The organism is Candidatus Eisenbacteria bacterium (assembly GCA_020847735.1).
Lineage (GTDB): Bacteria > Eisenbacteria > RBG-16-71-46 > RBG-16-71-46 > RBG-16-71-46 > CAIXRL01.
Map to the genome: position 1 here is coordinate 500,804 of JADLBL010000020.1, position 23,482 is coordinate 524,285.

13 protein-coding genes and 1 tRNA gene are annotated in these 23,482 nt (G+C 71.5%); 9 read left to right on the forward strand and 5 right to left on the reverse strand.

Annotated features, from left to right (window positions below; all coding sequences use genetic code 11):
- Positions 1-313 precede the first annotated feature (313 nt).
- From IT347_10735 to IT347_10745, 3 genes are all read left to right on the forward strand, one after another.
- Entirely contained in the window at positions 314-1,090 is a 777-nt protein-coding gene (locus tag IT347_10735) for a hypothetical protein (protein MCC6350051.1), read from the forward strand.
- A 266-nt stretch (positions 1,091-1,356) separates the two neighbouring features.
- On the forward strand, positions 1,357-2,187 hold the full coding sequence (locus tag IT347_10740; GenBank protein ID MCC6350052.1) for a hypothetical protein: 831 nt from the start codon (positions 1,357-1,359) through the stop codon (positions 2,185-2,187).
- The gene (locus IT347_10745; GenBank protein ID MCC6350053.1) at positions 2,171-3,142 is read left to right on the forward strand and encodes a nucleotidyl transferase AbiEii/AbiGii toxin family protein; all 972 of its coding nucleotides are present in this window, start codon (positions 2,171-2,173) and stop codon (positions 3,140-3,142) included. Before IT347_10740 ends, IT347_10745 begins: the two co-directional genes overlap by 17 nt.
- 429 nt (positions 3,143-3,571) lie before the next feature.
- Here the strand turns inward: IT347_10745 and IT347_10750 are convergent, their stop codons facing one another.
- The gene (locus IT347_10750) at positions 3,572-3,955 is read right to left on the reverse strand and encodes a hypothetical protein (GenBank protein MCC6350054.1); all 384 of its coding nucleotides are present in this window, start codon (positions 3,953-3,955) and stop codon (positions 3,572-3,574) included.
- Between the two features lie 25 nt (positions 3,956-3,980).
- Here IT347_10750 and IT347_10755 point away from each other — a divergent pair, with 25 nt between their 5' ends.
- On the forward strand, positions 3,981-4,367 hold the full coding sequence (locus tag IT347_10755; protein ID MCC6350055.1) for a tyrosine-type recombinase/integrase: 387 nt from the start codon (positions 3,981-3,983) through the stop codon (positions 4,365-4,367).
- Between the two features lie 248 nt (positions 4,368-4,615).
- On the opposite strand, the gene IT347_10760 is transcribed toward IT347_10755, so the two are convergent.
- The 3 genes from IT347_10760 to pyrE form a co-directional block, all read right to left on the reverse strand.
- Positions 4,616-4,691: transfer RNA gene (locus tag IT347_10760), tRNA-Glu, on the reverse strand.
- 143 nt (positions 4,692-4,834) lie between these two features.
- Positions 4,835-6,907 carry an AAA family ATPase gene (locus tag IT347_10765; protein MCC6350056.1) on the reverse strand — a complete coding sequence of 691 codons (2,073 nt, stop codon included), beginning with the start codon at positions 6,905-6,907 and terminating at the stop codon, positions 4,835-4,837.
- Between the two features lie 160 nt (positions 6,908-7,067).
- Positions 7,068-7,622: an orotate phosphoribosyltransferase gene (gene pyrE / locus IT347_10770; GenBank protein MCC6350057.1), complete on the reverse strand. Its 555-nt coding sequence runs from the start codon at positions 7,620-7,622 to the stop codon at positions 7,068-7,070.
- Positions 7,623-7,825: 203 nt separating this feature from the next.
- On the opposite strand from pyrE, the gene IT347_10775 reads away from it, so the two are divergent.
- Positions 7,826-11,494 carry a S8 family serine peptidase gene (locus tag IT347_10775; GenBank protein MCC6350058.1) on the forward strand — a complete coding sequence of 1,223 codons (3,669 nt, stop codon included), beginning with the start codon at positions 7,826-7,828 and terminating at the stop codon, positions 11,492-11,494.
- Between the two features lie 29 nt (positions 11,495-11,523).
- Here the strand turns inward: IT347_10775 and IT347_10780 are convergent, their stop codons facing one another.
- Entirely contained in the window at positions 11,524-11,985 is a 462-nt protein-coding gene (locus tag IT347_10780) for a hypothetical protein (GenBank protein MCC6350059.1), read from the reverse strand.
- Between the two features lie 220 nt (positions 11,986-12,205).
- Here IT347_10780 and IT347_10785 point away from each other — a divergent pair, with 220 nt between their 5' ends.
- From IT347_10785 to IT347_10800, 4 genes are all read left to right on the forward strand, one after another.
- On the forward strand, positions 12,206-14,227 hold the full coding sequence (locus IT347_10785) for a M23 family metallopeptidase (protein ID MCC6350060.1): 2,022 nt from the start codon (positions 12,206-12,208) through the stop codon (positions 14,225-14,227).
- Between the two features lie 3,384 nt (positions 14,228-17,611).
- Entirely contained in the window at positions 17,612-18,724 is a 1,113-nt protein-coding gene (locus tag IT347_10790; protein ID MCC6350061.1) for an acetyl-CoA carboxylase carboxyltransferase subunit alpha, read from the forward strand.
- 157 nt (positions 18,725-18,881) lie between these two features.
- Positions 18,882-19,049 carry a Trm112 family protein gene (locus tag IT347_10795; protein ID MCC6350062.1) on the forward strand — a complete coding sequence of 56 codons (168 nt, stop codon included), beginning with the start codon at positions 18,882-18,884 and terminating at the stop codon, positions 19,047-19,049.
- Between the two features lie 140 nt (positions 19,050-19,189).
- Positions 19,190-23,407, forward strand: coding sequence for a hypothetical protein (locus IT347_10800; GenBank protein MCC6350063.1), 4,218 nt, complete (start codon positions 19,190-19,192; stop codon positions 23,405-23,407).
- The last annotated feature ends 75 nt before the right edge of the window (positions 23,408-23,482 follow it).

A 23,482-nucleotide genomic window follows, 5' to 3' on the forward strand; every position in this document is an offset into this window, starting at 1 on the left:
CCACGCAAGCTTCGCACCAGCGCGAGCCGGGGTGGCGGGGGCGTCGAGCCGCCGCAGGCGGCTCCAGCGGGGCGGGGGGGCGCAGGCGCGTCGTCGCCCCTCGGACGCGGCTGTGCAGTGCCGCGGACCTCGTCTCCGCGTGGTTCGGCGGCTCTTGCGGTTATCCTGCGCGCGGACCCCGCCGATGCAGCTGGCTTGCGCGCCAGCATAGCTCCGCTGCAAGCGGCGGCGATTGTCGGAGGAACCGGCTGCCATGGCTCGACGTGTTGCGCACGAACGAGAAGACAGGGTGCTCTCGGAGTTATGCGACTGCTTGGCGCTCCGTGAGGGCGTCGCGGTGACCGTAACTGACCGGCCGGACAGGGCGCCTGGCGCGAATGGCGGCTGCGACGCCATCATCCAGCGTGGGGTGAGTTCGGAGGCGGTAGAGATCACGCGGCTCTATGCCGCTCCTCAGCACCCGCGCACCGTGAGGCTGCTGGAGCAGATCAGGCCCGTGATTGCCGCGAGGGTGGTCGCTGCGTATCCGAGTTCGATCGTCATGATCGGCGTCCCGGCCGAGGACTTCAAACCGGGATTGGACTGGCAGGCGCTCGCTCAGTCTGTTGCCGATGCCGCGATCGCTGCGCTGCGGGACCTCTCGCCGCGTGAGCAACTGCCCGTGACGGTTGCGGGCTTGCCGACTCAATCGCTTGTTCGGGTGCTCTTGCAGGGCGCGCCCGAGGGATTCTGCGCCGTGAATCCGGTTGTTTGGGGCCGGGACCCGGAAGACCTGACCGTCGACGACCTCTGCAGGGCATTGGCCGACAAGCGAGCGTCGATGCGTTGTTACCAGCAGGCGGGGCTGCGGACCATCCTGCTCTTGGATTGCGAGCACTTCCCTTGGCCGCCCCACGTGTCTGGGCTCTTCGGTCGCGCCATCGAGCTCGAGGATCCGAGCGCATTCGACGAGGTCTACGCTGTTCTCTCGGCCCACAGTCCATCGTTCGTTATCCCGCTCAAGTTGGGCTCGGTCGCCCCGGTCGGCCAGCCAGAACTTGGCGATTTCATCGGGCTCCGAGCTGCGGTCGCGCGGCTGCACCAGTACTAGCCACCCTCTGCGAGGGCACTCGGGCCGCTTGCACCTGTTCGCTTGAACTGGCCGTTCTCTGCCAGTTCAGGAGTTTGAGTGCGAGTCTGTCTATCGCATGGCCTCGCTACGACTCCATGCGTAAGGCAGCGAATCGCATGGCTTGCCCCGCCCCCGTCGGCCCCCGGCCAGCGTGTTGCTCGATCTGGGCGGCGATGTCGGTCCGGCCACCGAAACCCCCTTTTCAGTTGACGACAAACCGTCATCCGGGGCAAAGTTGGCCCCGTATGGCGACGAAACGTCAACAGGCACTCGGGGCCTACCTGGCCTTTCTGACTGCGAACCCGGTCTTCTCGCTCGACGATCTGGCGAAGGTCGCGGGTGGTCGGGACCCGCGCGCCAGGGCGCGCGAGCGCGTGAAGTACTACGCCGAGACGGGGCGCGTGCGCCGGCTTGCGCGGGAGCTGTATGCGGCGGTGCCGGCGGGGGCGCAGGCGGACAACTACGCACCTGACGCGTTTCTCGTGGCGGCAGCGCTGCGCGCGGACGCCGTCTTCAGCCACCACAGCGCGCTCGAGCTGCTGGGAGCCGCGCATAGCGACTGGAGCGTGTGCACGGCGTACACGGCGGGGACGCCCACGAGCGTGCGCTGGGGTTTGCACACCGCCCGCCTGCTGGCAGCGCCGGCGTCAGCCTTGGGTACGAAGTGGAGCACCCTCGGCGTGCGCAGCGTGCAGCGCGCGGGGCGGACGCTCCGTGTCACTGGCCCGGAGCGCACCCTCGTCGAAGGCTTCCGCCAGCTGCGGTGGGTCGGTGGGCTGGAGGAGCTCGCGGAGTCGGCGGGTGGTTTCGCTTCGCTGGATCTCAAGGTCCTGCGTGAGGTCCTCGCGGCCTACGACAAGCGCTCGCTCTGGGCCGCTGTCGGGTGGTTCCTCGAGCGCCACGCGAAGGCGTTCTACGTCACGCCGGGCGTGCTGGAGGAGTTCGAGAAGCACCGCCCCAAGGCCCGGCACTACCTGCCGCGCGGGAAGAGAGGCGGCGTATTCGTGCCGCGATGGAACCTCATGTTGCCGCCATCGCTGGTGGCCGAGGGCGGAGCCGGTGAACCTCTCGCGTGACGTGATCGTCGCCCTGGAGGCGGAGACCGGCTTCCGCGCGACGACCCTGGAGAAGGTGCTGCGCTTGGGCGAGGTGGCTGCAGGGATCGCCGAGCACCCCTTCCTCGGCCCGCGGCTCGTGCTCAAGGGCGGCACGGCAATCCAGCTCGCCCTCGGCTCGCCGCTGCGGCTCTCGGTGGATCTCGACTTCAACTACGTCGGCGAGCTGGACCGAGAGGCGATGCTGCGCGAGCGGCCGGACGTGGAGGCTGCGCTCGACCGCATCGCGCGCGCGCTCCGGTACGACGTATCCCACTCGGCCGACGAGCATGCCGGCAGGAAGTTCTATCTCGGTTACCGCTCTCACGCGGGGTCGCAAGACCGAATCGAGCTGGACGTCAACTACCAGATGCGGCTGCCCATCGTCACACCCGTCGAGCGCGAGCTTTGGCAACCGGGCAGCACGTCTCGACCGCCGATCCGCTGCGTGGGCGACGAGGAGCTCTGGGCGGGCAAGATCGCGGCGCTCCTGGACCGCACCATGCCGCGGGATCTGTTCGACGTCGCGCACCTCGCCGAGCGGTCGCCCCGGCTGATCGGCGACGAGCGATTCGGGAAGATCGTGGTGGCATGGTGCGGGATCCTGCCGCACCCGCTCCACAGCTACGGGTTGAATCGCGTGGACCGCGTGGACGACGCGACTATCAGCGAGCAGCTTGTGCCGATGCTCGCCGGAGGCTCTCAGCCATCGCGGCCAGATCTCGCGCAGCGGTGCCGCGAGGTGCTTGGGACGCTGCTCGCGCTGACCGGGTCTGAAACCGAGTACTGCGATCGCCTGCAGCGGGGAGAACTGAAGCCGGAGCTCGTGTTTGGAGACGGTGATCCACTGGCGGAGCGATTTCGCGGACACCCGGCACTGAAGTGGAAGGCAATCAATGCGGGTGAACACGCCCGCCGTCAACCCGGAGGCAACTGAGTCCATGCGATCCAAGTTGCCATGGTTGGAATGCTCCCGAGAAGTGCCAAACGCTGAGGTTTCCGACTGACTGGCGCAGGGCTACACGAGAACCCTCAACTGGAGGTGCCTTTTCATGAAGATCGCGTGTTTAAGCTGAAGGCGATTCGAATTCGAAGTCGAACTCAACGAGATGGATTTTCGACGAGCGCCCGTAATCGCCCTTACTTGCCCCGCCTGCGGGAAGTCGACAGCAGTTCAGCAGCGGTCAGGCGGTGGGATCGAGATCGCCCTCGACAAGCACCTTGAAAAGGAACGGGGCTGAGCGCTTCCCTGACCGCCGAGCCAAACAGTTGGTAGGAGGCCCTGCGAATGCCCTTCCTGGACGCTCATGATCCCCGACCGCTGAGCGGAACCTGCCAACGACTTTGAGACACTCGCTTCTTGAGTTTACTGAGCAGCGGCCATGCGTACGGCCGCGGACGTGGGATTCGGGCTCGCGAGGCGCTCGAGCTCCGGATCGGCCTTCACAGTTGGCCCAGGATCGCCGATCGTGACCTCGTTCGACTCCGGGGTCGGGATGATTTCGACGCCGAGGGCCGTCGCGCGCGCTGCCGGCGGGTTGATCCACACCGCGCGTGTCGTGAAGGGGTACATCCATGCCCGCCTCACGAAGGGTGCAGCGCCGGCAACCGTCAAGAACGAGGTGGGAGTGCTTGGCCGCGCCTTCACGTTGGCCTGCCGTTCGGGGCACATGCCGCACCGGCCGTACTTGCCGAGCCCGCGCGTCAGCAACGCCCGCACGGGCTTCTTCACCGACGCTGAGGTGCGCACGCTACCGTAGCACCTGCCCGAGTACATGCGGCCATTCGTCGAGGCGGCGTTCATCACCGGGTGGCGTCGCGGTGAGCTGCGCGGCTTACGCTGGACGCAAGTGGACTGGGAGGGCGGCACGATTCGTCTCGAGCGAGTGACCACGAAGTCTGGTGAGCCGCGGTCGTTTCCGTTTGCCGCGCACCCGCGACTGGCAGAGCTGCTGATCGAGCAGCGCGCAATGACATTGTCGTTCGAGCGAAAACACGAAACGGTCTGCCCGTTGGTCCTCCACCGCCCCGGTCATCAGGTCGCGTGGTACTACGAAGGCTGGCGCACCGGGTGCGAGAAGGCCGGCGTCCCAGGTCGACTGTTCCACGATCTGCGGCGTTCCGCTGTGCGCAAGCTCGTTCGAGCCGGCGCCTCCGAGTAGGTAGCCATGTCCATCACCGGCCACAAGACGCGCTCGGTGTTCGACCGCTACCACATCGTTTCGTCGAACGATCAGATCGAGGCGGTGAAGAAACTCGCGATCCTGCACGGTGCCGTTGTTGCAGAGCAGCGCAAAGTCGTCGCGATCAACGAAGTGCGCGCCACGAGAAGAGGGACAATACAGGGGACAATCGAGGGACAGTGGCCCTCGGAATCGTTCGCAAGTCCCTGCGACGCAATGGAGGCAGCTGGCGTCCCCAACGGGATTCGAACCCGTGTTACCGCCGTGAAAGGGCGGTGTCCTAGGCCTCTAGACGATGGGGACGCAGGCAGGGCTTGCGCGCGCGAAGGGCGCGGCTCCGTTGTCCGGCAGCGGCCGCGCAACATAGCCTCGCGCCGCGCGAACGGCAAGCTCACCGCGCGTCGCGCCTCCCGCGCCCGCCGCGCTCGCGCCGATCCGGCGCAGAGTCAGTTCGCGCGCGTCTTCGCGATCACCACGACGCGCGCTTCGCGCACGCCGGGCTGGCCGAGCACGCGATCGGCGGCGCGCTCGGCGCTGGGGGAGTCGCCGAAGTTGCCGAGCACGACGCGGAACATCGTCGCGCCGTCCGAGGTGTTGCGCACCACGCGACCGGACAGGCCGGTGAGGTCGGCGAGCCGGGCGCTCTCCTCGCCGGCGCGGCTCTCGTCGAGATAGTTGCCCACCGCGATGCCGTAGATGTTGGCCGCCTCGTGACGGGCCGCAGCCTCGGGCGTGACCGTTCGTGCGGACGCGGCGGTTGGTGACGCAGCGGCCGCCGGCGTTGGCGTCCGGGTCGTGCGTCCGGCGGGCGCGGCGCTCCTGGGGGCGGCGCCGATCGCGGCGGCACCGCTCGACGAGGCGGGCGTTTCCGTCGCGACGCGCGCCGAGCTGTCGGCGATCGCGGGGTCGGTGGCGGATGCCGCGTTTCCGGGCGCCTGCCCTCCGGTCGGCCCGCTCGCCAGTTGCGCGGCGTCGGACGCCGCGTGCGGTCGCGGCGAACCGCCCGGCAGCGGAAGGTTTATGAGCCCGAAGCGCTGCGTGAGGACCACGGCCATCAGCACGACGGCGATCGCGGCGATTCCGATCATCCACGGAACGGCGCCGCGGTAGCGCGATTCCTCGGCAAGTCCGGCGTCGAGTCCCGAGCGCAGGCTCGGCGGCGGCGCGGGAAAGCCGGGCCGTGGGGCCGGAGACTCGGCCGCCGCTGCCGGGTACGGCGGCACGGGAAGCCGAAGCGGCGGGGGTGGCGCTGCGGCGGAAGGGGATTGCAACGCCGATGCGGCGGCGGGCGGCGGAGCGGGCACGGGCGGCTCGAGGCCGCCTTCGCGTGCGCGCAGGCGGGCCTTCATCAGCTCGCTCGCGGGGGTGTTCCAGACCTGAAGGTCCTCGCGCAGCACCGGCTCGACCCGGTCCTCGGGCTTTTCGTGCGGCCCGGGCGACCAGGCGGGCGGCGCTTCCGCGTGCGGTGAAGGCGAGTGCGATTGCGGCGGTTTCGGCAAGGGGAAGGGTGCCGAAGGCGCTGCAGGCGGGGTTGCCGCCGCGCGCGAAACGGTCACGTTCGAAGGCGGCGCGTCCGCAACGTCGAAAGGTCCGACTTCGGCCTGCGGCGCGGTCGCGACGGGCGCTTCGGCCGCCGTGCCCGACGGCGCGCCGAGCGCGGCGGCCATCTCGGCGGCCGTGGGCAGTTTGGGCGCCTGCGGCGCGAGCACGCTGCTGAACTCGGCCTCCTGCCGGGCGGCGTTCACGTGCTCGCTCGTCACGCTCGAGGCGTTCTCGCTGAACGCGGTGATCATCGCCTGCGCGGCGATGGTGTTGATCTCGCGCGGAATGCCGTGCGTGACGCGGTAGACCTCGCGACAGGTCTCGGGGGGGAAGGTCGTCCAGGCGTTTCCGCCGGCGACCGAGATGCGGTGGTGGATGTAGCCGGCCGTCTCCTCGGGCGAGAGCGGGTTCAACCGGTAGTGCACGGTGATCCGCTGCCGGAGCTGGCGCAGCTCGGGGCGGCCGAGGCGCGCTTCGAGTTCGGGCTGGGCGACGAGGAAGATCTGCAGCAGCTTCTCGCCCTGCACCTCGAGGTTCGAGAGCAGGCGGATTTCCTCGAGCAGGTCGGTGGCCAGGTTCTGCGCCTCGTCGAGCAGCAGCACGGCGTGCTCGCCGCGCGCGCGCAGCGACAGCAGGTGACGTTCGAGCAGCGCGAGCATCTTGGGTTTGCTGACGTCGGCGGGCAGGGCGACGCCGAAGCGCAGGCAGATCTCCTCGAGCAGCTCCGAGCGGGTCAGCGCCGAGTTGGTGATGAGCGCGACGCTGACCTGCGCGCCCCATTCGGCGAGCGCGTCGTAAAGCGCCGTGGTCTTGCCGGTTCCGACCTCGCCGGTGATGAGCACGAACGGCTCGCGGTTCTCGATCCCGTAGCGCAGGTGCGCGCGCGCCTCCTGATGCTCCCGGCTGGGATACAGGAAGCGCATCTGGTGTCCCGCGGGGAACGGGTTTTCGCGCAGTCCGAAGTGCTTTTCGAACATCCGTCGCTCTCGTGAGTTGTCGGCCGGCCGGGTCGAGTCTGCCGCACGGGTTATCGGCGGCCCGTGCCGCGCGCTTGCGCAACCATTGGCGGCCCGCTGGGGACGGGCCGAACCGCAGGCTCCGGCGGGCCGGGGGCGACCGGCGCCGGAGCCCGAAAGATCATTTCTCGGCGGGCAGCAGCTCGCCGATCGTGAACAACGGCGTGAACGGGTAGCCGCGCTGCTGGAAGATCTGCGACGCTCCCTGCCCGCGGTCCACCACCGCGAGCACGCGGACGACCTCGGCCTTGTACGACTCGGCGGCTTCGGCGGCGATCAGCGCGCTCTCGCCGCTGGTGATGACGTCGTCGAGGATCGCGACGCGCTTGTGGCCCGCGAGGTTGCCCTCGACCTGCCCGCGCATGCCGTGGTCCTTGGACATCTTGCGCACCAGGAAGCCCTCGAGCGGACGGCCCATCTCGTGGCTCCACCACATGACGCCGGCGACCAGCGGGTCGGCCCCGAGCGTGAGCCCGCCGACGGCGGTCACCTCGTCGTTCTCGAGCTGCTCCCAGAAGAGTTTGGCGACGAGCTTGAGGCCCTCCGGGTGCAGGCTCGTCTTGCGGACGTCAATGTAGTAGTTCGACGTGGCCCCTGAGCTGAGGACGAACTCGCCGAAGCGCATCGAGCGTTCGAGCAGCATGCGGCGGAGCCGTTCGCGAATGTTCTCGGACATGATTTCCGTGGGTCAGGAGGTGGGGTTTCCGGTCGCGCCGGCCGCGCGGTGGCTCGAAGTCGGCGCGAGTGTGCGTGCGTCGCCGCGCGCCCGTCAAGCGGCCGGCCCCCGAATCGGCGCTCGCGCCCGATCGCCCGCGACCGGTACACTTTTCGGTGCCCGCGCCCGGCGGGGAAGCGCCCCGCGGGCGGAGCCCACCGACGATGCGCAAGACACCCGCCCTCCTTTATATGTGCCTGCTGGCGCTGCCGGCCGCGCCGGCGGCCGCCAGGCTCGGGCTGCCGGTCGTGAGCGCCGGCGCCGCCTCGCCGGGCGTGCCCAGCTACGCGGGCGACGTCGTCGAGCTGCGGCTCACGGCGGACGCGGCGCGCGCGGCGCACGCGCGCGCCGCGGGCCCGACGCGCGCGATCCAGTCCTTGCGCCTCGGCCTGGCGTCGGTGGACGCCGCGGCCGCCTCGCTCGGCGGCTGTATCTTCGAGCCGGAGTTCGCGGGCGAGACTCCGCCGGAGGATCCGGGCGAGACCGACTTCACCGCCTTCTGGCTCGTGCACCTGCCGGCGGGCGCTGGGCTCGAGGACGCGCTGGAGCGCTTCCGCGTCGCTTCGGGTGTCGCGCTCGCGCTGCCGGTCGCGACGGTGCCGGCGACCGCGCTGCCCGACGACTCCCTGTTCACGAGTCAGGCGTGGCTCTATCAGTCCGACGGACGCGGACACGACATCGGCGCGCCCGAGGCCTGGGACGTCGAGAGCGGCGACACGTCCATCGTGGTCGCGATCATTGACACGGGAGTGCTGCCCTACCATCCCGACCTCGGCGGCTCCGGGCCGGGCTACGGTCAGATGTGGATCAACTGGGCCGAGGCCGCGGGGCTTCCCGGCGTGGACGACGACGGCAACGGCTTCGTGGACGACTGGCGGGGCTGGGACTTCGTCTCGAAGGCGTTCACGGCCGCCGCCGCCGGCGAGGACCGGCAGGACGCCGACAACGACCCCAACGATTTCGCCGGCCACGGCACCGCGGTCGCGGGCATCGTCGGCGCGGCGGTGGACAACGCGCTCGGCATCGCGGGCGTCGCTCCGAAGGTGCGGCTCATGCCGCTGCGCATCGCCTGGCAGCCGGCGGGCTTCCCGCAGCCGGTGGCCGACGTGAGCATGACCTACGCGGCGCAGGCGATCCGCTACGCGACGCGCATGGGGGCAAGCGTCATCAACGCCTCGTGGGCGTCGGTGGACTCGGCGGGCAGCGGCTTCGGGGCGGCGGTCACGGCGGCGACGCGCGCCGGCATCGCGATCGCCAACGCCTCGGGCAACAACTTCTCGCCCGCCTACCTCGGACAGCGCGACGACGTCGTCTCGGTCGCGGCCACGGACTCGAACGACGTGGTGCAGACCTTCTCGGTCTTCGGCACGTGGGTGGACCTGTGCGCGCAGGGCACGGGGGTGATCTCGACGTTCGTGAACCGCGCCGCGGGCACCGACAGCGTGCTGTCGTACCGCCAGCCGGGCTATCGCGCGGCGCTGGGTGGCACGTCGTTCTCGGCGCCCCAGGTCGCGGGCACGATGGCGCTGCTGCAGGCGCAACGCCGGGCGCAGGGGTTCGATCCCTACACGCCGCAGGGGCTGCTCGCGCGCCTGCGCGAGACGGCGGACGACATCCGCGCGATCAATCCCGCGCGCGTCAACTACGGTGTCGGGCGGTTGAACGCCTACCGCGCGCTGACCGACCGGCCCATGACCTCCGCGGTGCGGACGCTGGCCCAGGCGGTCGGCGCCCCGGTCGTTCTGCGAGCCAACACCGGCGTCACGCGCGTCGTGTACGCCTTCACGAACCAGCAACTCGTCGCGTTCGACGGCGCGAGCGCAGACACGGCGTGGAGCGTCTCGCTCCCGGCCGCGCCGGTCGGGCAGATCGCGGCCGCGGATTTCCTCGATGGCGCGGGCCCGCGCGTCCTGGTCGGCACCACGGCCGGAACGGTGCTCGCCTACGACGAGAACGGACTGCCGATCCCGGGCGCGCCCGTCGGAACGCCGGGCGGAAGCCTCACGGCCGGTCTCGCCGCCGGCGACCTCGACGGCGACGGACGGCCGGAGGTGGTGGCGGGAACTCTCGGCGGGCGGATCGGTGCGTGGAATTCACTCGGCGGGATGCTGGACAACTTTCCGCTCGATCTCGGCGTGATCGGCTCGACGGCGATGGCGCTGGCGGATCTCGACGGTCAGCCGGGCAGGGAGATCGTCGTCTGGAGCGGTGACGGCGGCTTGCACGCGCTGCGCTTCGACGGCAACGAGGCCGCGGGCTGGCCCTGGGCGGGGCCCCTGCCCGGTCGCGCTCCGGTGGTCGCGCGCTTCGCCGGACCGGGGGCGGCGCCGACGGTGATCGCGGCTTCGGGCTCGTCCGTCACCGCGCTCGCCGCCGACGGCTCGGTGCGCTGGAGCCTGACGCTGCCCGCGAGCGTCACGGCCGATCCGGCCCTCGGCGATCTGGATGGCGATGGCCTCGACGAAATCGTCCTGCTCACCGGCGCGACGATCACGGTCCTCGACTCGAGCGGCGTCGCACTGCCCGCACGCGCGCCGCAGTCGGTGCCCGGCGCGCCGGCGGGCGTTCCGCTCGTGGGTCCGTTCCGCGCCGGACGCGGGGCCGGGATCGGCGCGCGGCTGCCGGGCGGCTACTACTGCTGGGACGACAGCGGCGCGGTCGTCGCCGGCTTCCCCAAGCCCGGTCTCGCCGGCGCGTTCGCCGCCCTGGCCGACCTGCGGGGCGACGGCGCCACGCGCATCGCCGCGGGCACCGGGCTCGGCGACTCGATTGTCTATGCCTTCGACGCGGGAGCTTCGAGCTGGACGGATTCGCTCGCCTACTGGCCGGCCGTTCGCGGCGACGACGCCCGCAGCGGCGCGCGCACGTTTCCGGTGGGCCCGCCGCTCTACGACCGCATCCGTCCTGCGCCCGCGACCGGCGTGGTCGCGGGCGCCGCCTCGTCCAGCAGCGCCTGGGTGCGCTGGATCTCGAGCGGCGACGACAGCCTCGCGGGCCGGGCGAGCGCGGTGCTGGTGCGCTGCGAGGACCAGTCCGGCGGTTTCGGCGTGGACGTGCCGCGATCCTCGGCGGCGCCGCCGGGGCAGCCCGACAGCCTGCTGGTGCCGCTGCTCGTCGAGGGCCACCTGTACGCCGCGAGCGTGTGGATCCTGGATGAGGCCGGCAACCGGAGCGCCGGCTCGCTCACCGACACGCTGCTCGTGCCGGGCGCCGCGCCGCAGGCGATCGCCGACCTGCGCATCGCCGGCTCGCGCGACAGCACCGTGAGGCTCGCCTGGACCGCGCCCGCCGACGACGGCCCCGCCGGCCGGCCCGATCACTACGACATCGCCGGCTCACCCGGGACGCTCGACGCGGCCTCCTTCGGCTCGGCGCCGGTGCAGGCGCAGCTCACGGCGACCGCGAACGCGGGCCAGCCGGAATCCCTGACGGTGACGGGGCTCACGCGCGGGCGGCGCTGGACGTTCGCGGTGCGCGGCGTGGACGCCACCGGCTCGAGCGGCCCGCTGTCCAACCTCGCGTCCGTCGTGCTGCGCGTGGGAGGGGCGATCGAGGGCCGCGGCGGCATCGCGATCGCGGCGCGGCCGGTGCCGGGGGCGCCGCCCATCACGCTCGACTGGCAGGGCGACGGCGCGGGCGGGGCGCAGCGGCTCGAACTGGTGGACCTCGGCGGACGCAGCGTGCGCCGCGTGCCGCTTGGCGGAGACCCCGGTGGCAGCTGGCAATGGAACGGCCGGGACGACGAGAATCGCGCCGTCCCGGCCGGTCTTTACTTCGCGCGCCTGACCTGCGGCTCGGGCCGGGCGCAGGCGCGCGTCGTGCTCGTCCGGTAGCGGTTCCCTCCGCCGCCGCGACGGCACCCTTACATGCCGCCCCGCTGGGTGCCGCGACCCGACGTGTTGCCGTCCCAGGCGTGCAGGTCGTAGGAGGAGCCGTTCGAGAACGCGCTCTGGTTGCCGGCTTCGTCAATCGCACGGACCCGGAACCACGCGACGCGCGCCTGGCGCGTCAGGGGAAGCGCGTAGCTGCCGGCCGCCGCGTCGGTCGAACCGAGCAGGACGCCGGTGCCGCCGAGCGAGGGGTCGGTCTCGTACTGCCAGATTTCGTAGCTCGCGACATCGGCCGACGAGCTGCCGTCCCAGTTCAGGTAGTCTCGCTCGCTGGCGGCGTCGTAGCTGCCCGCGACGTTGGACGGCGCGGCCGGCGGCGTCGTGTCGAGCGGGGTCGTGGGGGCGACGGATTCGGTGGACTTGCCGCAGCCCGCGAGGGCGAGGACGATGGCGCCCAGGAAGAGCGCGCTGGAAACGAGGCGAAGCGACTTCACGGAAACCTCCTGTAACCGGTGCGGCGGTGATGCAGGGGGATCGGGCCTCCGAGCGAAGACCCGGGATCAATTCCGAGCCGGGGAGACAGCAACGCCGGTGCCAGATGCAGGGAGGCGGAGCACCATGTTCAGGACTGACGTTCCCGCAATCGCTTCGCGCCCGGCGCCGGCTTGCGGCCCGCACGCGCGGCCGCGCGCGGCGTGCGCGATGCAATGGCGGATGCCCCGCGCTGTTGCGGCCTGCGCGCTGGCGCTGGCCTTCGCGGGCGCTCCGGCGCGGGCCGCTGCCTTCGCGTGGCCGGCGGCCCCGCCGGTCTTCGGGCCGGCGTTCGCGGTGCCGCCGCTCGACACGCTGGTCGTGACGGGTGGCTTCGGAGAAGTGCGCGCCAACCACTTCCATGCCGGGTGGGATTTCTCGACCGGCGGCCGCGTCGGCCGGCCGGTGCGGGCGCCCATCGCCGGCACGCTCGAGCGCGTGCGCTCGTCGGGAGTCGGCTACGGCCGGTCGCTGTACCTGCGCGCGAACGACGGACGGCTGCTCGTGTTCGGACACCTCGACGCGTTCCACCCGCCGCTCGGCGCGTACATGGACTCGGCGCAGCGCGCGGCCGGACGGTACGAGCAGGACTTGTGGCCGCCGCGCGACGGGTTCCGCTTCGCCGCCGGCGACACGCTGGCGTGGACGGGCGAGAGCGGCGCGGGGCCGCCGCACCTGCACGTCGAGATCCGCCACGACGATTTCGCCGTGCATCCGCTGCGCGGCGGGCTCGTGCCTCCGCGCGTGGGCGCGCCGCGCCTGGCCTGGCTCACGCTCGAGCCGCTCGATGGCGCCTCGCGCGTCGCGGGCGGCCTGATGCCGCGGACGATCGCGCTCGCGGGGGCGGCGGCGGAGACGCTGCAGGCCGAGGGCCGGCTGCGAGCCGTGGTGCGCTCGGTGAGCGGCGTGCCCGGAGCGCAGGACGCGCCCGCGTGGAGCACCGCGCTCGAGTGGAACGGCGAGACGGTCGAGGCGCGGCTCGACAGCATCTCGTGGGCGGGCGAGATGAGCGAGATCGACTTCCTGGTGGACCGCGGGCGCATCGCCGGCCGCCGCGGGCTGGTGCTGTGGGCGCCGCCCGGCTTTCGCCCGCGCTTCCTGCGCGCGAGCGTGCCCGATTCGCTCGCGGCCGGCGTGATCGAGGTTCATCGGGGCGACCCGCCGCGCCTGCTGCGGCTGCTCGCGCGCGAGCCGGACGGAGCGGCGGTCGAGCGCGCGGTGGTGCTGCGCGCTCCGGCGGCGCCGGGCGCGCCCGGGGTGCGGCGCCGGCCGCGGCCGGCGAAGATGGCCCCGGAGCGCTCGCTCTCGTGGTCGTACGAGGTCCTGCCCGGTCGCCGCGTGCGCGTGCGCGTGACCGGCGCGCCGGGTGAGGTGCGCGCGGCGAGCTTCGCGCGCGCGAACGGCGCCGACGTGCCCGCGGACTGGGACGGCGCGGCGTGGGTGGCGTTGCTCGACGCCGGATCGAGCCCCGAGCCGGACGGTCTTCGCATCCACGGACTCCGCGCGGGCGGGCGGGAGTGGAGTGCGAACGCGGGCGAGGCGATGTGGCCCGCGGGCGAGGGCGAGATCCGGCCCGCGCCGGGCATCTCGCTCGCGCTCGGGCCCTCGCAACTCTTCGAGCCGGGCGTGGTGTTCACGCGCGTGCGTCCCGGTACAGGCTCGCGCGCGCAGGGACTCGTCGCGGCGGGCGAGCGCGTGCACGTCCGTCCCGAGGACCTGCCGCTGCGCCGCCCGCTGCTCGTGACGCTTCCGGTCGCGACCGGCGAGACCTCGAAGCTGGGCGTCTATCGCCGCCGCGCCGGGGGCGCGTGGGAATGGATGGGGGCCCGCCGGGACGCCGCCGCCCGGCTCATTTCGGCGGAGTCGGGTCTGCCGGGCGAGTTCGCGGCGCTGCGCGACACGCTCGCGCCGTTCGTGCGCGTCGCACCGCCGTCGCGCTCCGCGCCGCGCGGGGCGTACTCGCGCTGGCAGCTCGTCGCGCGCGTCGTCGAGCGCGGCAGCGGGCTCGATGCGGCGGAGTCGGCGTTCGTCGTGGACGGCGCGCGCGTGCCGACCGAGTGGGATCCGGAGAAACGCGAGCTGCGCTGGCGTCCGCTGACGCCGCCCGCGGCCGGCACGCATCGCTGGCAGGTGCGGGCGGTGGACCGCGCCGGAAACGTAGCGTCGCGCCGCGGAACCTTTGTGCTAGATTCGCCGCGTCACTGATGCGCCGCCGCGCGAACGCATTCGCTCCGCTCCATTCGCCGGGTGCGGCGCGGCGTCCGGGCGTCCCCGACCTGCGAACCGCCTCCCCGCCGGACGTGCCATGAAGCATTCGGACTTCGTTCATCTCCACAACCACAGCGACTTCTCGCTGCTCGACGGCGCCTCCTCGATCCCGGCGATGGTGAAGAAGGCCGCCGAGCTCCGGATGCCGGCGCTCGCGCTGACCGATCACGGCTCGCTCTTCGGCGCGGTCCAGTTCTACCATGAGGCGCGCAAGGCGGGGGTCAAGCCGATCCTCGGCATGGAGGCGTACGTCACCCGCGGCGCCCGCTCGGAGCGGAACCCGAAGGAGACGGCGCACCACCTGGTGCTGCTGGCGCGCGACGAGGCGGGCTTCCGGAACCTGATGCGGCTGTCCTCGATCGCGTTCCTCGAGGGCTTCTACTACAAGCCGCGCGTGGACCACGACGACCTGGCGCGCCACGCCGGCGGGCTGCTGGCGCTGTCGGCGTGCCCCAAGGGCGAGGTCGCCACCGACCTGCTCGAGGACCGCGACGACGCCGCGCTGGAGACGGCGATGATGTACCGCGACCTGTTCGGCGCGGACAACTTCTTCCTCGAGATCCAGAACCACGGGCTCGACATCGAGGCGCGCATCCGCGAGAAGATGCGCGCGCTCGCCTCGCGCAGCGGGCTGCCGATCGTCGCCACCAACGACTGCCACTACCTCGCGAAGGACCACACCGAGGCGCAGGACGTCCTCATCTGCATCCAGACGGGCAAGACGGTGAGCGAGGCGCAGCGCATGCGCGCCGTCTCGGAGCTGCACTTCCGGACGCCCGACGAGATGAAGCACGCGTTCGAGGACTTCCCGGGGGCGATCGGGAACACGCTGGCGGTGACCGAGCGCTGCAACCTGCAGATGAACACCGGCCGGCCGCTGCTGCCCGAGTTCCCCCTGCCCGAGGGAGTGCACGACGCGGCCGCGTACTTCCGCGAGCTCGCCTGGGCGGAACTCCGGTCGCGCTTCCCGGCCGGCGTGGGCGAGGCGATGAAATCGCGCTTCGCCCACGAGCTCGACGTCATCTGCAAGATGGGTTTCGCATCGTATTTCCTGATCGTGCGCGACTTCATCCGGTTCGCGAAGTCGAACGGCATCGGCGTCGGGCCCGGCCGCGGCTCGGTCGCGGGCTCGCTGGTCGCGTACGCGCTGCGCATCACCGAGGTGGACCCGCTCAAGCACGACCTGATCTTCGAGCGGTTCCTGAACCCCGAGCGCGTGACCATGCCGGACATTGACATCGACTTCGACGACCTGCGCCGCGGCGAGGTCATCGAGTACGTGCGCGACAAGTACGGCGAGGACAGCGTCACCCAGATCATCACGTTCGGCACGATGGGCGCGAAGGGGGTCGTGCGCGACGTCGGCCGGGCGCTCGGCTTTCCGGTCTCCGAGGTGGACCGGATGGCGAAGCTCGTGCCCGAAGGGCTGGGCATGACGCTCGAGAAGGCCGTCGGACTTTCGCCCGATCTCAAGGCGCTGCCCGAAAGGAGTCCGCAGCACGCGAAGCTGCTTCGCACCGCGCGCGTGCTCGAAGGCCTCGCGCGCCACGCCTCGACGCACGCCGCGGGCGTGCTCATCACGCCGGGGCCGCTCGTGGACTACGTGCCGCTCTATCGCCAGAAGGACGGCACGACCACGACGCAGTGGGACATGAAGTCGGTCGAGAAGGCCGGGCTCCTGAAGATGGATTTCCTCGGCCTGCGGACGCTTTCGGTGCTCGACGAGTGCGTGCGCCTCGTGAAGTTGGGCCACGGCGTCGAGCTGGACGTCAACGCGCTGCCCGACGACGACCCCGGCGCCTACCGCCTGTTCCAGGACGCCGAGACGGTCGCCATCTTCCAGTTCGAGTCGAGCGGCATGCGCGACTACCTGCGCAAGCTGAAGCCCACCGTCTTCCAGGACCTCGTGGCGATGAACGCGCTGTATCGTCCGGGGCCGATGGAGAACATCCCGTACTTCATCGACTGCAAGCACGGCAGGCAGGTGGCGAAGTACGACCACCCGAAGCTCGAGCCCATCCTCAAGGGCACCTACGGCGTGTTCGTGTACCAGGAGCAGGTCATGTCCTCGGCGCACGACCTGGCGGGCTTCTCGATGTCGCAGGCCGACGAGCTGCGGCGCGCCATGGGCAAGAAGAACGTCGAGGAGATGGCGAAGAAGCGCGCCCAGTTCGTCGAGGGCTGCGCGGTGACCTCGAAGATTTCCCCGCGGATCGCGGACAAGATCTTCACCACCATGGAGAAGTTCGCGGGCTACGGCTTCAACGCCAGCCACAGTTGCGCCTACGCGCTCGTCGCCTACCAGTGCGCCTACCTCAAGGCCCGCTACCCGGCCGAGTTCATGGCGGCGACGCTGTCCTCCGAAATGCACGACAGCGCGCGGTTGCAGGTGCTGCTCGAGGAGGTGCGGCGAATGAAGATCGGGGTGCTGCCGCCCGACGTGAACCGCTCGGAGTGGAAGTTCACGATCGAGGACGGAAGCGTCCGCCTCGGCCTCGGCGCGGTGCGCAACGTCGGTCAGGGCGCGATCGGCGCGCTGCTCGCGGCGCGCGCGCACGGCGGAGCGTTCGCGGGCCTGCACGACCTCGCCACCCGGCTGCCGGCGGGCGCCTTCAACCGCCGCCAGCTCGAGAGCCTGATCGGGGCGGGCGCGTGCGATTCGCTCTCCGCGCCGCGGGAGGCGATGTTCGCGGGCGCGGAGCTGGCGCTCGATCACGCGGCGTCGCTGCACCGCGAGCGGGCGAGCGGGCAATCGTCGCTGTTCGGCGGCGGCGAGGACGCCTCCATCGCCGTGAGCGCGCCGCCCCTGCCGATCGTGCCGGCGTGGAGCTCGCGCGAGCGCAGCGCGAAGGAGAAGGCATCGCTCGGCTTCTACCTGAGCGAGCACCCGCTCGCCGAACTGCGCGCCGAGATCGAGCGCATCGCCACGCACCCGATCGCCCAGGCGCTCGAGGCCGGCGACGGCGCCGACGTGCGGGTGGTCGGCATCGTCAGCGAGTCGAAGCAGCTGACGACCCGGGCCGGAAAGCTGATGGCGCGCGTCACGATCGAGGACCTCTCGGGCCGGGTCGAGTGCACCGTGTTTCCGGAGGCGTACGAACAGTCGCGGACCACGCTCGAGACGGACGCGATCGTGATCGCCTCCGGCCGCGTCGAGGTTCGCGAGGACCGCGGCGCCAGCCTGCTGCTGTCCGACGTCCGGCCGTGGGCGCAGGCGCGCGGCCAGTACCGGCCGGTGCTGCAGATCGAGGTGCGCGCCGAGGAGTTGACCGAGGCGCGCGTGGACGCGGTGGACGAGGTTCTCGCCGCGCATCCCGGGGAATGCGAGGTTTTCCTGTACATCGTCCGGCCCGATCACTCGCGGCTCGCCATGCGCGCGCGCAGCCGGCTCGTCGCGCAGTCCGACGGGCTCGTCGCCGGCCTCAAGGAACGCATGCCCGGCTGCCGCGTGCGCTGGGGAAAGGGGGGGGCGTGACCGTCTGGCTGGAGTTCGAGAAGCCGGTGCTCGAGCTGGAGGAGAAGATCCAGGAGCTGCGCGCGAGCGCCGCCGAACGCGGGCTCGACGCCGGCGAGGAACTCGGCGAGCTCGAGCGCAAGGCCGAGGCGATGCGGCGCGAGATCTACGCCAACCTGACGCGCTACCAGCGCGTGCAGATCGCCCGGCACCCGAAGCGGCCGTACTTCCTCGACTACGTCGAGCGCTGCTTCACGGGCTTCCGCGAGCTGCACGGCGACCGGCATTTCGCCGACGACCCCGCGATCGTCGGCGGGCCCGCGTGGTTCGAGGACCGGCCCGTCATGCTGATCGGCCAGCAGAAGGGCCGCGACACGAAGGAGAACCTGTACCGGCGCTTCGGCATGCCGAGTCCGGAGGGCTATCGCAAGGCGCTCCGGCTGATGCAGCTCGCCGACCGGTTCCATGTGCCGATCGTCACGCTGGTGGACACCTCGGGCGCCTACCCGGGGCTCGGCGCCGAGGAGCGCGGGCAGGCGGAGGCGATCGCCGTCAACCTGCGCGAGATGGCGACGTTCGCGGTGCCGATCGTGACCGTGGTGATCGGCGAGGGCGGCTCGGGCGGCGCGCTGGCGATCGCGGTGGCCAACCGGGTGCTCATGTTCGAGAACTCGGTCTACTCGGTGATCTCGCCCGAGGGCTGCGCGGCGATCCTGTGGCGCGACGGCAAGCAGGGAGCCAGGGCCGCCGAGGCCCTGCGCCTGGCGGCGCCCGACCTGGCGGCGCTCGGGATCGTGGACGCGGTCCTGCCCGAGCCCCTCGGCGGAGCGCACCGCGACTGGGACGCCGCGGCGGCGACGCTGAAGGCGGCGCTGCGCGAGAACCTCGGAGCGCTCTCCGGTGTAAGCGGGGAGGAACTGGTGCGGCGGCGCGCCGAGCGCTTCCGCCGCATCGGCGTGTTCACCGGCGGCGAGGCTTGACCCTCGGAATTTCGGGTTGCTAGACTCGCCGCGTCGCGCGCCGCACCGGACGCCCGAGGAGGGGATTTCACGAGACGCTGGTCACCCGTTTCGCGGCATCGGCATCCCCGGGCCGCGCGTTCCCGCCGCGCAGTCCCACCAGCTTCCGAGGAGTCCCATGGCACTCAGTGCCGATCTGCTCGCCATCCTCGTCTGCCCCGCCTGCAAGGGCGATCTCGTGTACGACGAAGCCGGCCAGACGCTGACCTGCGGGGCCTGCCGGCTGCGCTTCAAGGTCGTGGACGACATTCCGGTGATGCTCGTCGACGAAGCCGTGAAGTTCTGATTTCCCGGCGCGCGGCGACCCTGCAGGGTCCGATCTGCCGGCGTGCCGCCCAGGCGGCGCTGCTGGCGGCCCTGTTCCACGCGGCCCCCGCCACCGCGGCCCTCGGCGGCCTTCGCCTGGCGCCGGCGAGCCCGGGCGCGGTGCGCTTCACGATCGAGGTTCCCGAGGCGCGCCTGACCGAGCTCGACCAGGGCGACCACCGCCAGCTGCTCGAACTAGACGGTTTCCTGGTCCACGGCGAACCCGGCGCGCCGGGACTGCCGGTGCGGGTGGTGACGGTCGCGGTGCCGCCGCTCGGAGAAGTGCGGGTGAACGCGGTCGCGAGCGGGACCCGTACGTACGACGGCGTGCTGCTCGCGCCAGGTGCGACCGGACCCGACGCGACCGGTCCGGGCGTGACGCGCAGGGCCGATGCGTACGGCGCCGCCGGCTCGGCCGTGCCGGTCGCGGCGAGGCTGCTGCGCCTGGACTGGCTGCGCAATCAGCGGGTCGCGCGCATCGCGATCGAGCCGGCGGCCTACGAGCCCGCCGCCCGTCGCCTGACCGTCGCCGGCCGCATTGACGTGGACGTGCAGGTGCAGCCGATGGGCTCGCTCGGCGCGCCGGCGGAGCCCGACGATCCGTTCGAGGACACCTACCGTTCGGTGCTCGCCAACTACGAGCAGGGCCGCGCCTGGCGCCGGCCCGCGACCCGCGTGCTGGCCGACGCGGCGCGCCGCTTCGGGATCGCGCCGCTGCGCGCCGGCGCGGCGCTGGTCGAGACGACCAGCGTGTTCGCCCAGCACGCGTGGGTGAAGATCGCGGTCCAGCAGTCCGGGTTCTACGCGGTGGATTTCTCGAGCCTGCGGCAGTTGTCCCTGTTCGGCAACGCCGGCGCGCCGTTCGACAGCCTGCGGCTCTTCACGCTGCCCGGTTACGCGCTGCTGCCCGAGAGCACCTACTGCGACAGCTGCGACCTCGAGGAGGTCGCGATGGGGGTGTTCGACGTCAGCGAGGCGCAGAGCCCGCAGGCGGGCGGGCCGGACGGGCAGTTCTCGGTCAACGCGGACTACTTCTACTTCTTCGCGCAGGGGGCGAGCGGCTGGGGCAGCGACTTCGATCCCTCGCTGCCCGAGACGCTGTACCTGAACCACCCCTACGAGGTGAACAACTACTATTTCCTGACGGTGGCGACGGCCGGCGAACCGGTGCCGGGCCCGCCCGCCCGGATCCGCCCGCAGCCGCGCGGCGCGCTGCCTTCGCCGGCGCCGGTGGCGACCGTGCCGGCCCGCGCGCACTTCGAGCAGGACATCGAGTACTGGCCCAACGCGACGCCGTCGGGGAGCACGCTGTTCTGGGAGAAGTGGTTCTGGCGAAGCCTGACGGCGAACAACAACTTCGTGCTCGACTTCGACCTCCCGGGCGCGGACAGCCTGCAGGCGGCGCGTCTGCGGCTGCGGCAGTGGGGCCTGACGGACCGGCTGTACGACGACGGCTGCAGCCCGCTGATTCCGGACCACAACCTCGACATCACCATCAACGGCCTGGCGTTTCCGCGCCTGCGCTGGAGCGGCTTCAGCGCCTTCCGCGGCGGAGCGGTGACCGCCGACACGACCGCCAACTTCGTCCGTTCGGTCGGCAACCGGCTGCAGCTGTTCGTGCCGCTGGTTCCGACCAACGACTGCTCGAGCGACCTGGACCGCAACGCGCTCGCCTGGTTCGACGTCTTCTACCAGCGCCGGCTGCAGCCGGTGGGGGACGCGCTCGATTTCCGCGCACCGCCGGCCGCGGGCGCCTACCGCTACGACCTCGGGCCGTTCCGTTCGCCCCGGCTGCCGCGGCTGTTCGACGTGACGAACCCGCTCGCCCCGGCCGAGGTGAGCGTGGACGCCTCGATGTACACGAGCCTGCCGGGCGACACCACGTTCCATCTCGTGTTCGACGACGACCAGACGACGCAGCGCCGCTGGGTGGTGGTGCCCGATTCGCTCGTGTCCATCGTGCGCGTGCCCGGCACGAACCTCGCCGACGCGGCCCAGGCCAACCCGCGGAACCTGCGCGGGGCCGGCAACGCCGCCGACTATCTCGTGCTCTACTACGACGGCTTCGCGTCGGCGGCCCGCGCGCTCGCCGACGCGCGTCGCACGCGCCTGCCCATCACCGGACGGGCCAGCTTCCAGACCATGGCGGTGCCGATCTCGGCGATCTACGACAATTTCTCGGGCGGACGCACCGACCCGGCCGCGATCCGCAACTTCCTGCGCGGCGCGTTCTACAACTGGAGCGTCAAGCCGACGTTCGTCACGTTCCTGGGCGACGCCTCCTACGACTACAAGAACATCACCGGCCGCGCGCCCGCCGGGCAGCCCGGCTGCCTGCTGCCCACCTACGAGAACGGCTTCGACGCCGCCGTGATGCGCCAGTACGCGACCGACGACTGGCTGCTCAACGTGGACGACCCGACGTCGGTGGTTCCGGACTTCTACGGCGGCCGCCTGCCGGTGGACGACGCGGCCACCGCGCTCTCGGTGGTGAAGGACAAGATCCTCGCCTACGAGACGGGCGCGCCGGTCGCCGAGTACCGCAACCAGATCCTGCTGGTGGCCGACGACGACGTGCAGGGCGACATCCGCTGCGACCGGCTCAACTGGACGCATGTCTTCCAGACCGACGATCTCGCCAAGCGGGTTCCCCTGCACATGGACCGCGAGTACGTCTACCTGCACACCTACCCGAGCGCGGTCGGGGGAACCAAGCCCGCCGCGCGCGCGGACCTCAAGCAGAAGCTCAACGACGGCGTCGCGATGTTCAACTTCGTCGGTCACGGCAGCCCGTTCAAGATGACCGACGAAAGCGTGTTCATTGACAGCGATGCCGGCACGCTCACGAACGGACTTCGCATGCCGCTGGTGTGCGCCGCCTCGTGCGACGTCGGCAAGTTCAACGATCCGACGGTCCAGAGCCTGGGCGAGCGGCTGGTGGTGACGCCGGTGAACGGCGCGATCTCGGTCGTCTCGGCCACCGAGGAGGCGTTCAGCGGCCAGAACGCGCAGCTCAACCGCTACTTCTACATGCGGCTGTTCCAGCGTGACTCGCTGGACATCGGGCAGGCGGGCGGCGACGTCCTGCCCGGCGTCGGCCAGTATCACGTGCCGATCGCGGCCGCGCTGCTCGCCGCCAAGCTCGACGCGGCCTTCAGCGAAACGAACAACTCCAAGTACCAGGTGATGGGCGACGCCGCGACGCGCCTCAACCTGCCGCGGTTGTGGGCCGACGTTTCCCTGTTCGACGCGAACAACCAGCCGCTCACGCAGATCGCCCGCGGCCAGACGGTGACGTTCCGCGGACAGGTGCGGACCGGACCCGCAGGCAGCGCGCAGCCCTACGAGGGCGTCGCGAGCCTGCTGATCGAGGATTCGGCGCCGATCGCCCAGACGCCGGTCGCGTGCAGCGGTTTCGCGACCACGACCTACCAGTACAAGGCGGGGCCGATGTACCACGGCGACGTCTCGGCCGCCGACGGCGCGTTCGAGGGGCGGTTCGTGGTGCCGATGGACGCGGCGATCGGACCGCGCGGCCGGGTGCGCGCCTACCTGCAGGGCCGCGCCGGCGCCGACCCGTTCGCGACCGACGGCGCGGGAGCGATTCCGGTCGAACTCGTGCCCGGCACGGCGCCGGCCTCCGACACGCAGGGGCCGCGCGTCACGCTGTCGTTCGTCGGCGGCTCGACCGCGGTGAAGCCCGACGCGACGCTGCGCATTGACCTGTTCGACGAGAGCGGCATCATGACGACCGGGCACGCGCCGCAGAACTCGATCATCGTGACGCTCGACGACAACACCACCTCGCGCACCGATGTCACCGAGAGCTTCCGCTACGCGGCCGACTCCTACCAGGGGGGCATGGCGACCTTCCGCCTGCCGAACCTGCCCACGGGGCACCACCGGGTGCAGGTCTCCGCGGCCGACAACCTCGCCACCGGCTTTTCCGCCGCCCAGCACCGCTCGAACGCCACGCTCGAGTTCGACGTCGTGCAGTCGGCCGATCTCAAGATCCGGCTCGCCTACCTGTTCCCCGATCCCATTCGCTCCCGCGGCGGCGGAGCCGGGGGGACCTTCGTGGTGGACGCGCCCGGCGACTCGGTCAACACCCTCCTGCGCGTCTACACGCTGAGTGGCCGGCTGGTGCGGCAGTTCCGGGTGTTCGGCGGGCTGGGACAGGTGCAGATTCCCTGGGACGGCCGCGACGCCGAGGGGGATCCGCTCGCCAACGGCACCTATCTCTTCAAGGTCTTCGCCTGGAGCCGCGAAAGCGACGGCGGCAGCGATCCCGACGAGCGGGCCGTCTCCCAGGGCCGCTTCGTGGTCCTGAACCGCTGAACGACCGCGGGTCTTTTCGCCCCCGGCGCCGCCCGGCGGGGGGGCCGCCCGACTGGAACTGCCCCCCCCGGTTCG

Excerpts from the sequence above, each read along its gene's own strand:
- IT347_10740 (MCC6350052.1), top strand. The coding sequence starts at position 1,357 with ATGGCGACGAAACGTCAACAGGCACTCGGGGCCTACCTGGCCTTTCTG.
- IT347_10755 (MCC6350055.1), top strand. The coding sequence starts at position 3,981 with ATGCGGCCATTCGTCGAGGCGGCGTTCATCACCGGGTGGCGTCGCGGT.
- IT347_10765 (MCC6350056.1), bottom strand. The coding sequence starts at position 6,907 with ATGTTCGAAAAGCACTTCGGACTGCGCGAAAACCCGTTCCCCGCGGGA.
- pyrE (MCC6350057.1), bottom strand. The coding sequence starts at position 7,622 with ATGTCCGAGAACATTCGCGAACGGCTCCGCCGCATGCTGCTCGAACGC.
- IT347_10775 (MCC6350058.1), top strand. The coding sequence starts at position 7,826 with ATGCGCAAGACACCCGCCCTCCTTTATATGTGCCTGCTGGCGCTGCCG.
- IT347_10785 (MCC6350060.1), top strand. The coding sequence starts at position 12,206 with ATGCCCCGCGCTGTTGCGGCCTGCGCGCTGGCGCTGGCCTTCGCGGGC.
- IT347_10790 (MCC6350061.1), top strand. The coding sequence starts at position 17,612 with ATGCGAGGTTTTCCTGTACATCGTCCGGCCCGATCACTCGCGGCTCGC.
- IT347_10795 (MCC6350062.1), top strand. The coding sequence starts at position 18,882 with ATGGCACTCAGTGCCGATCTGCTCGCCATCCTCGTCTGCCCCGCCTGC.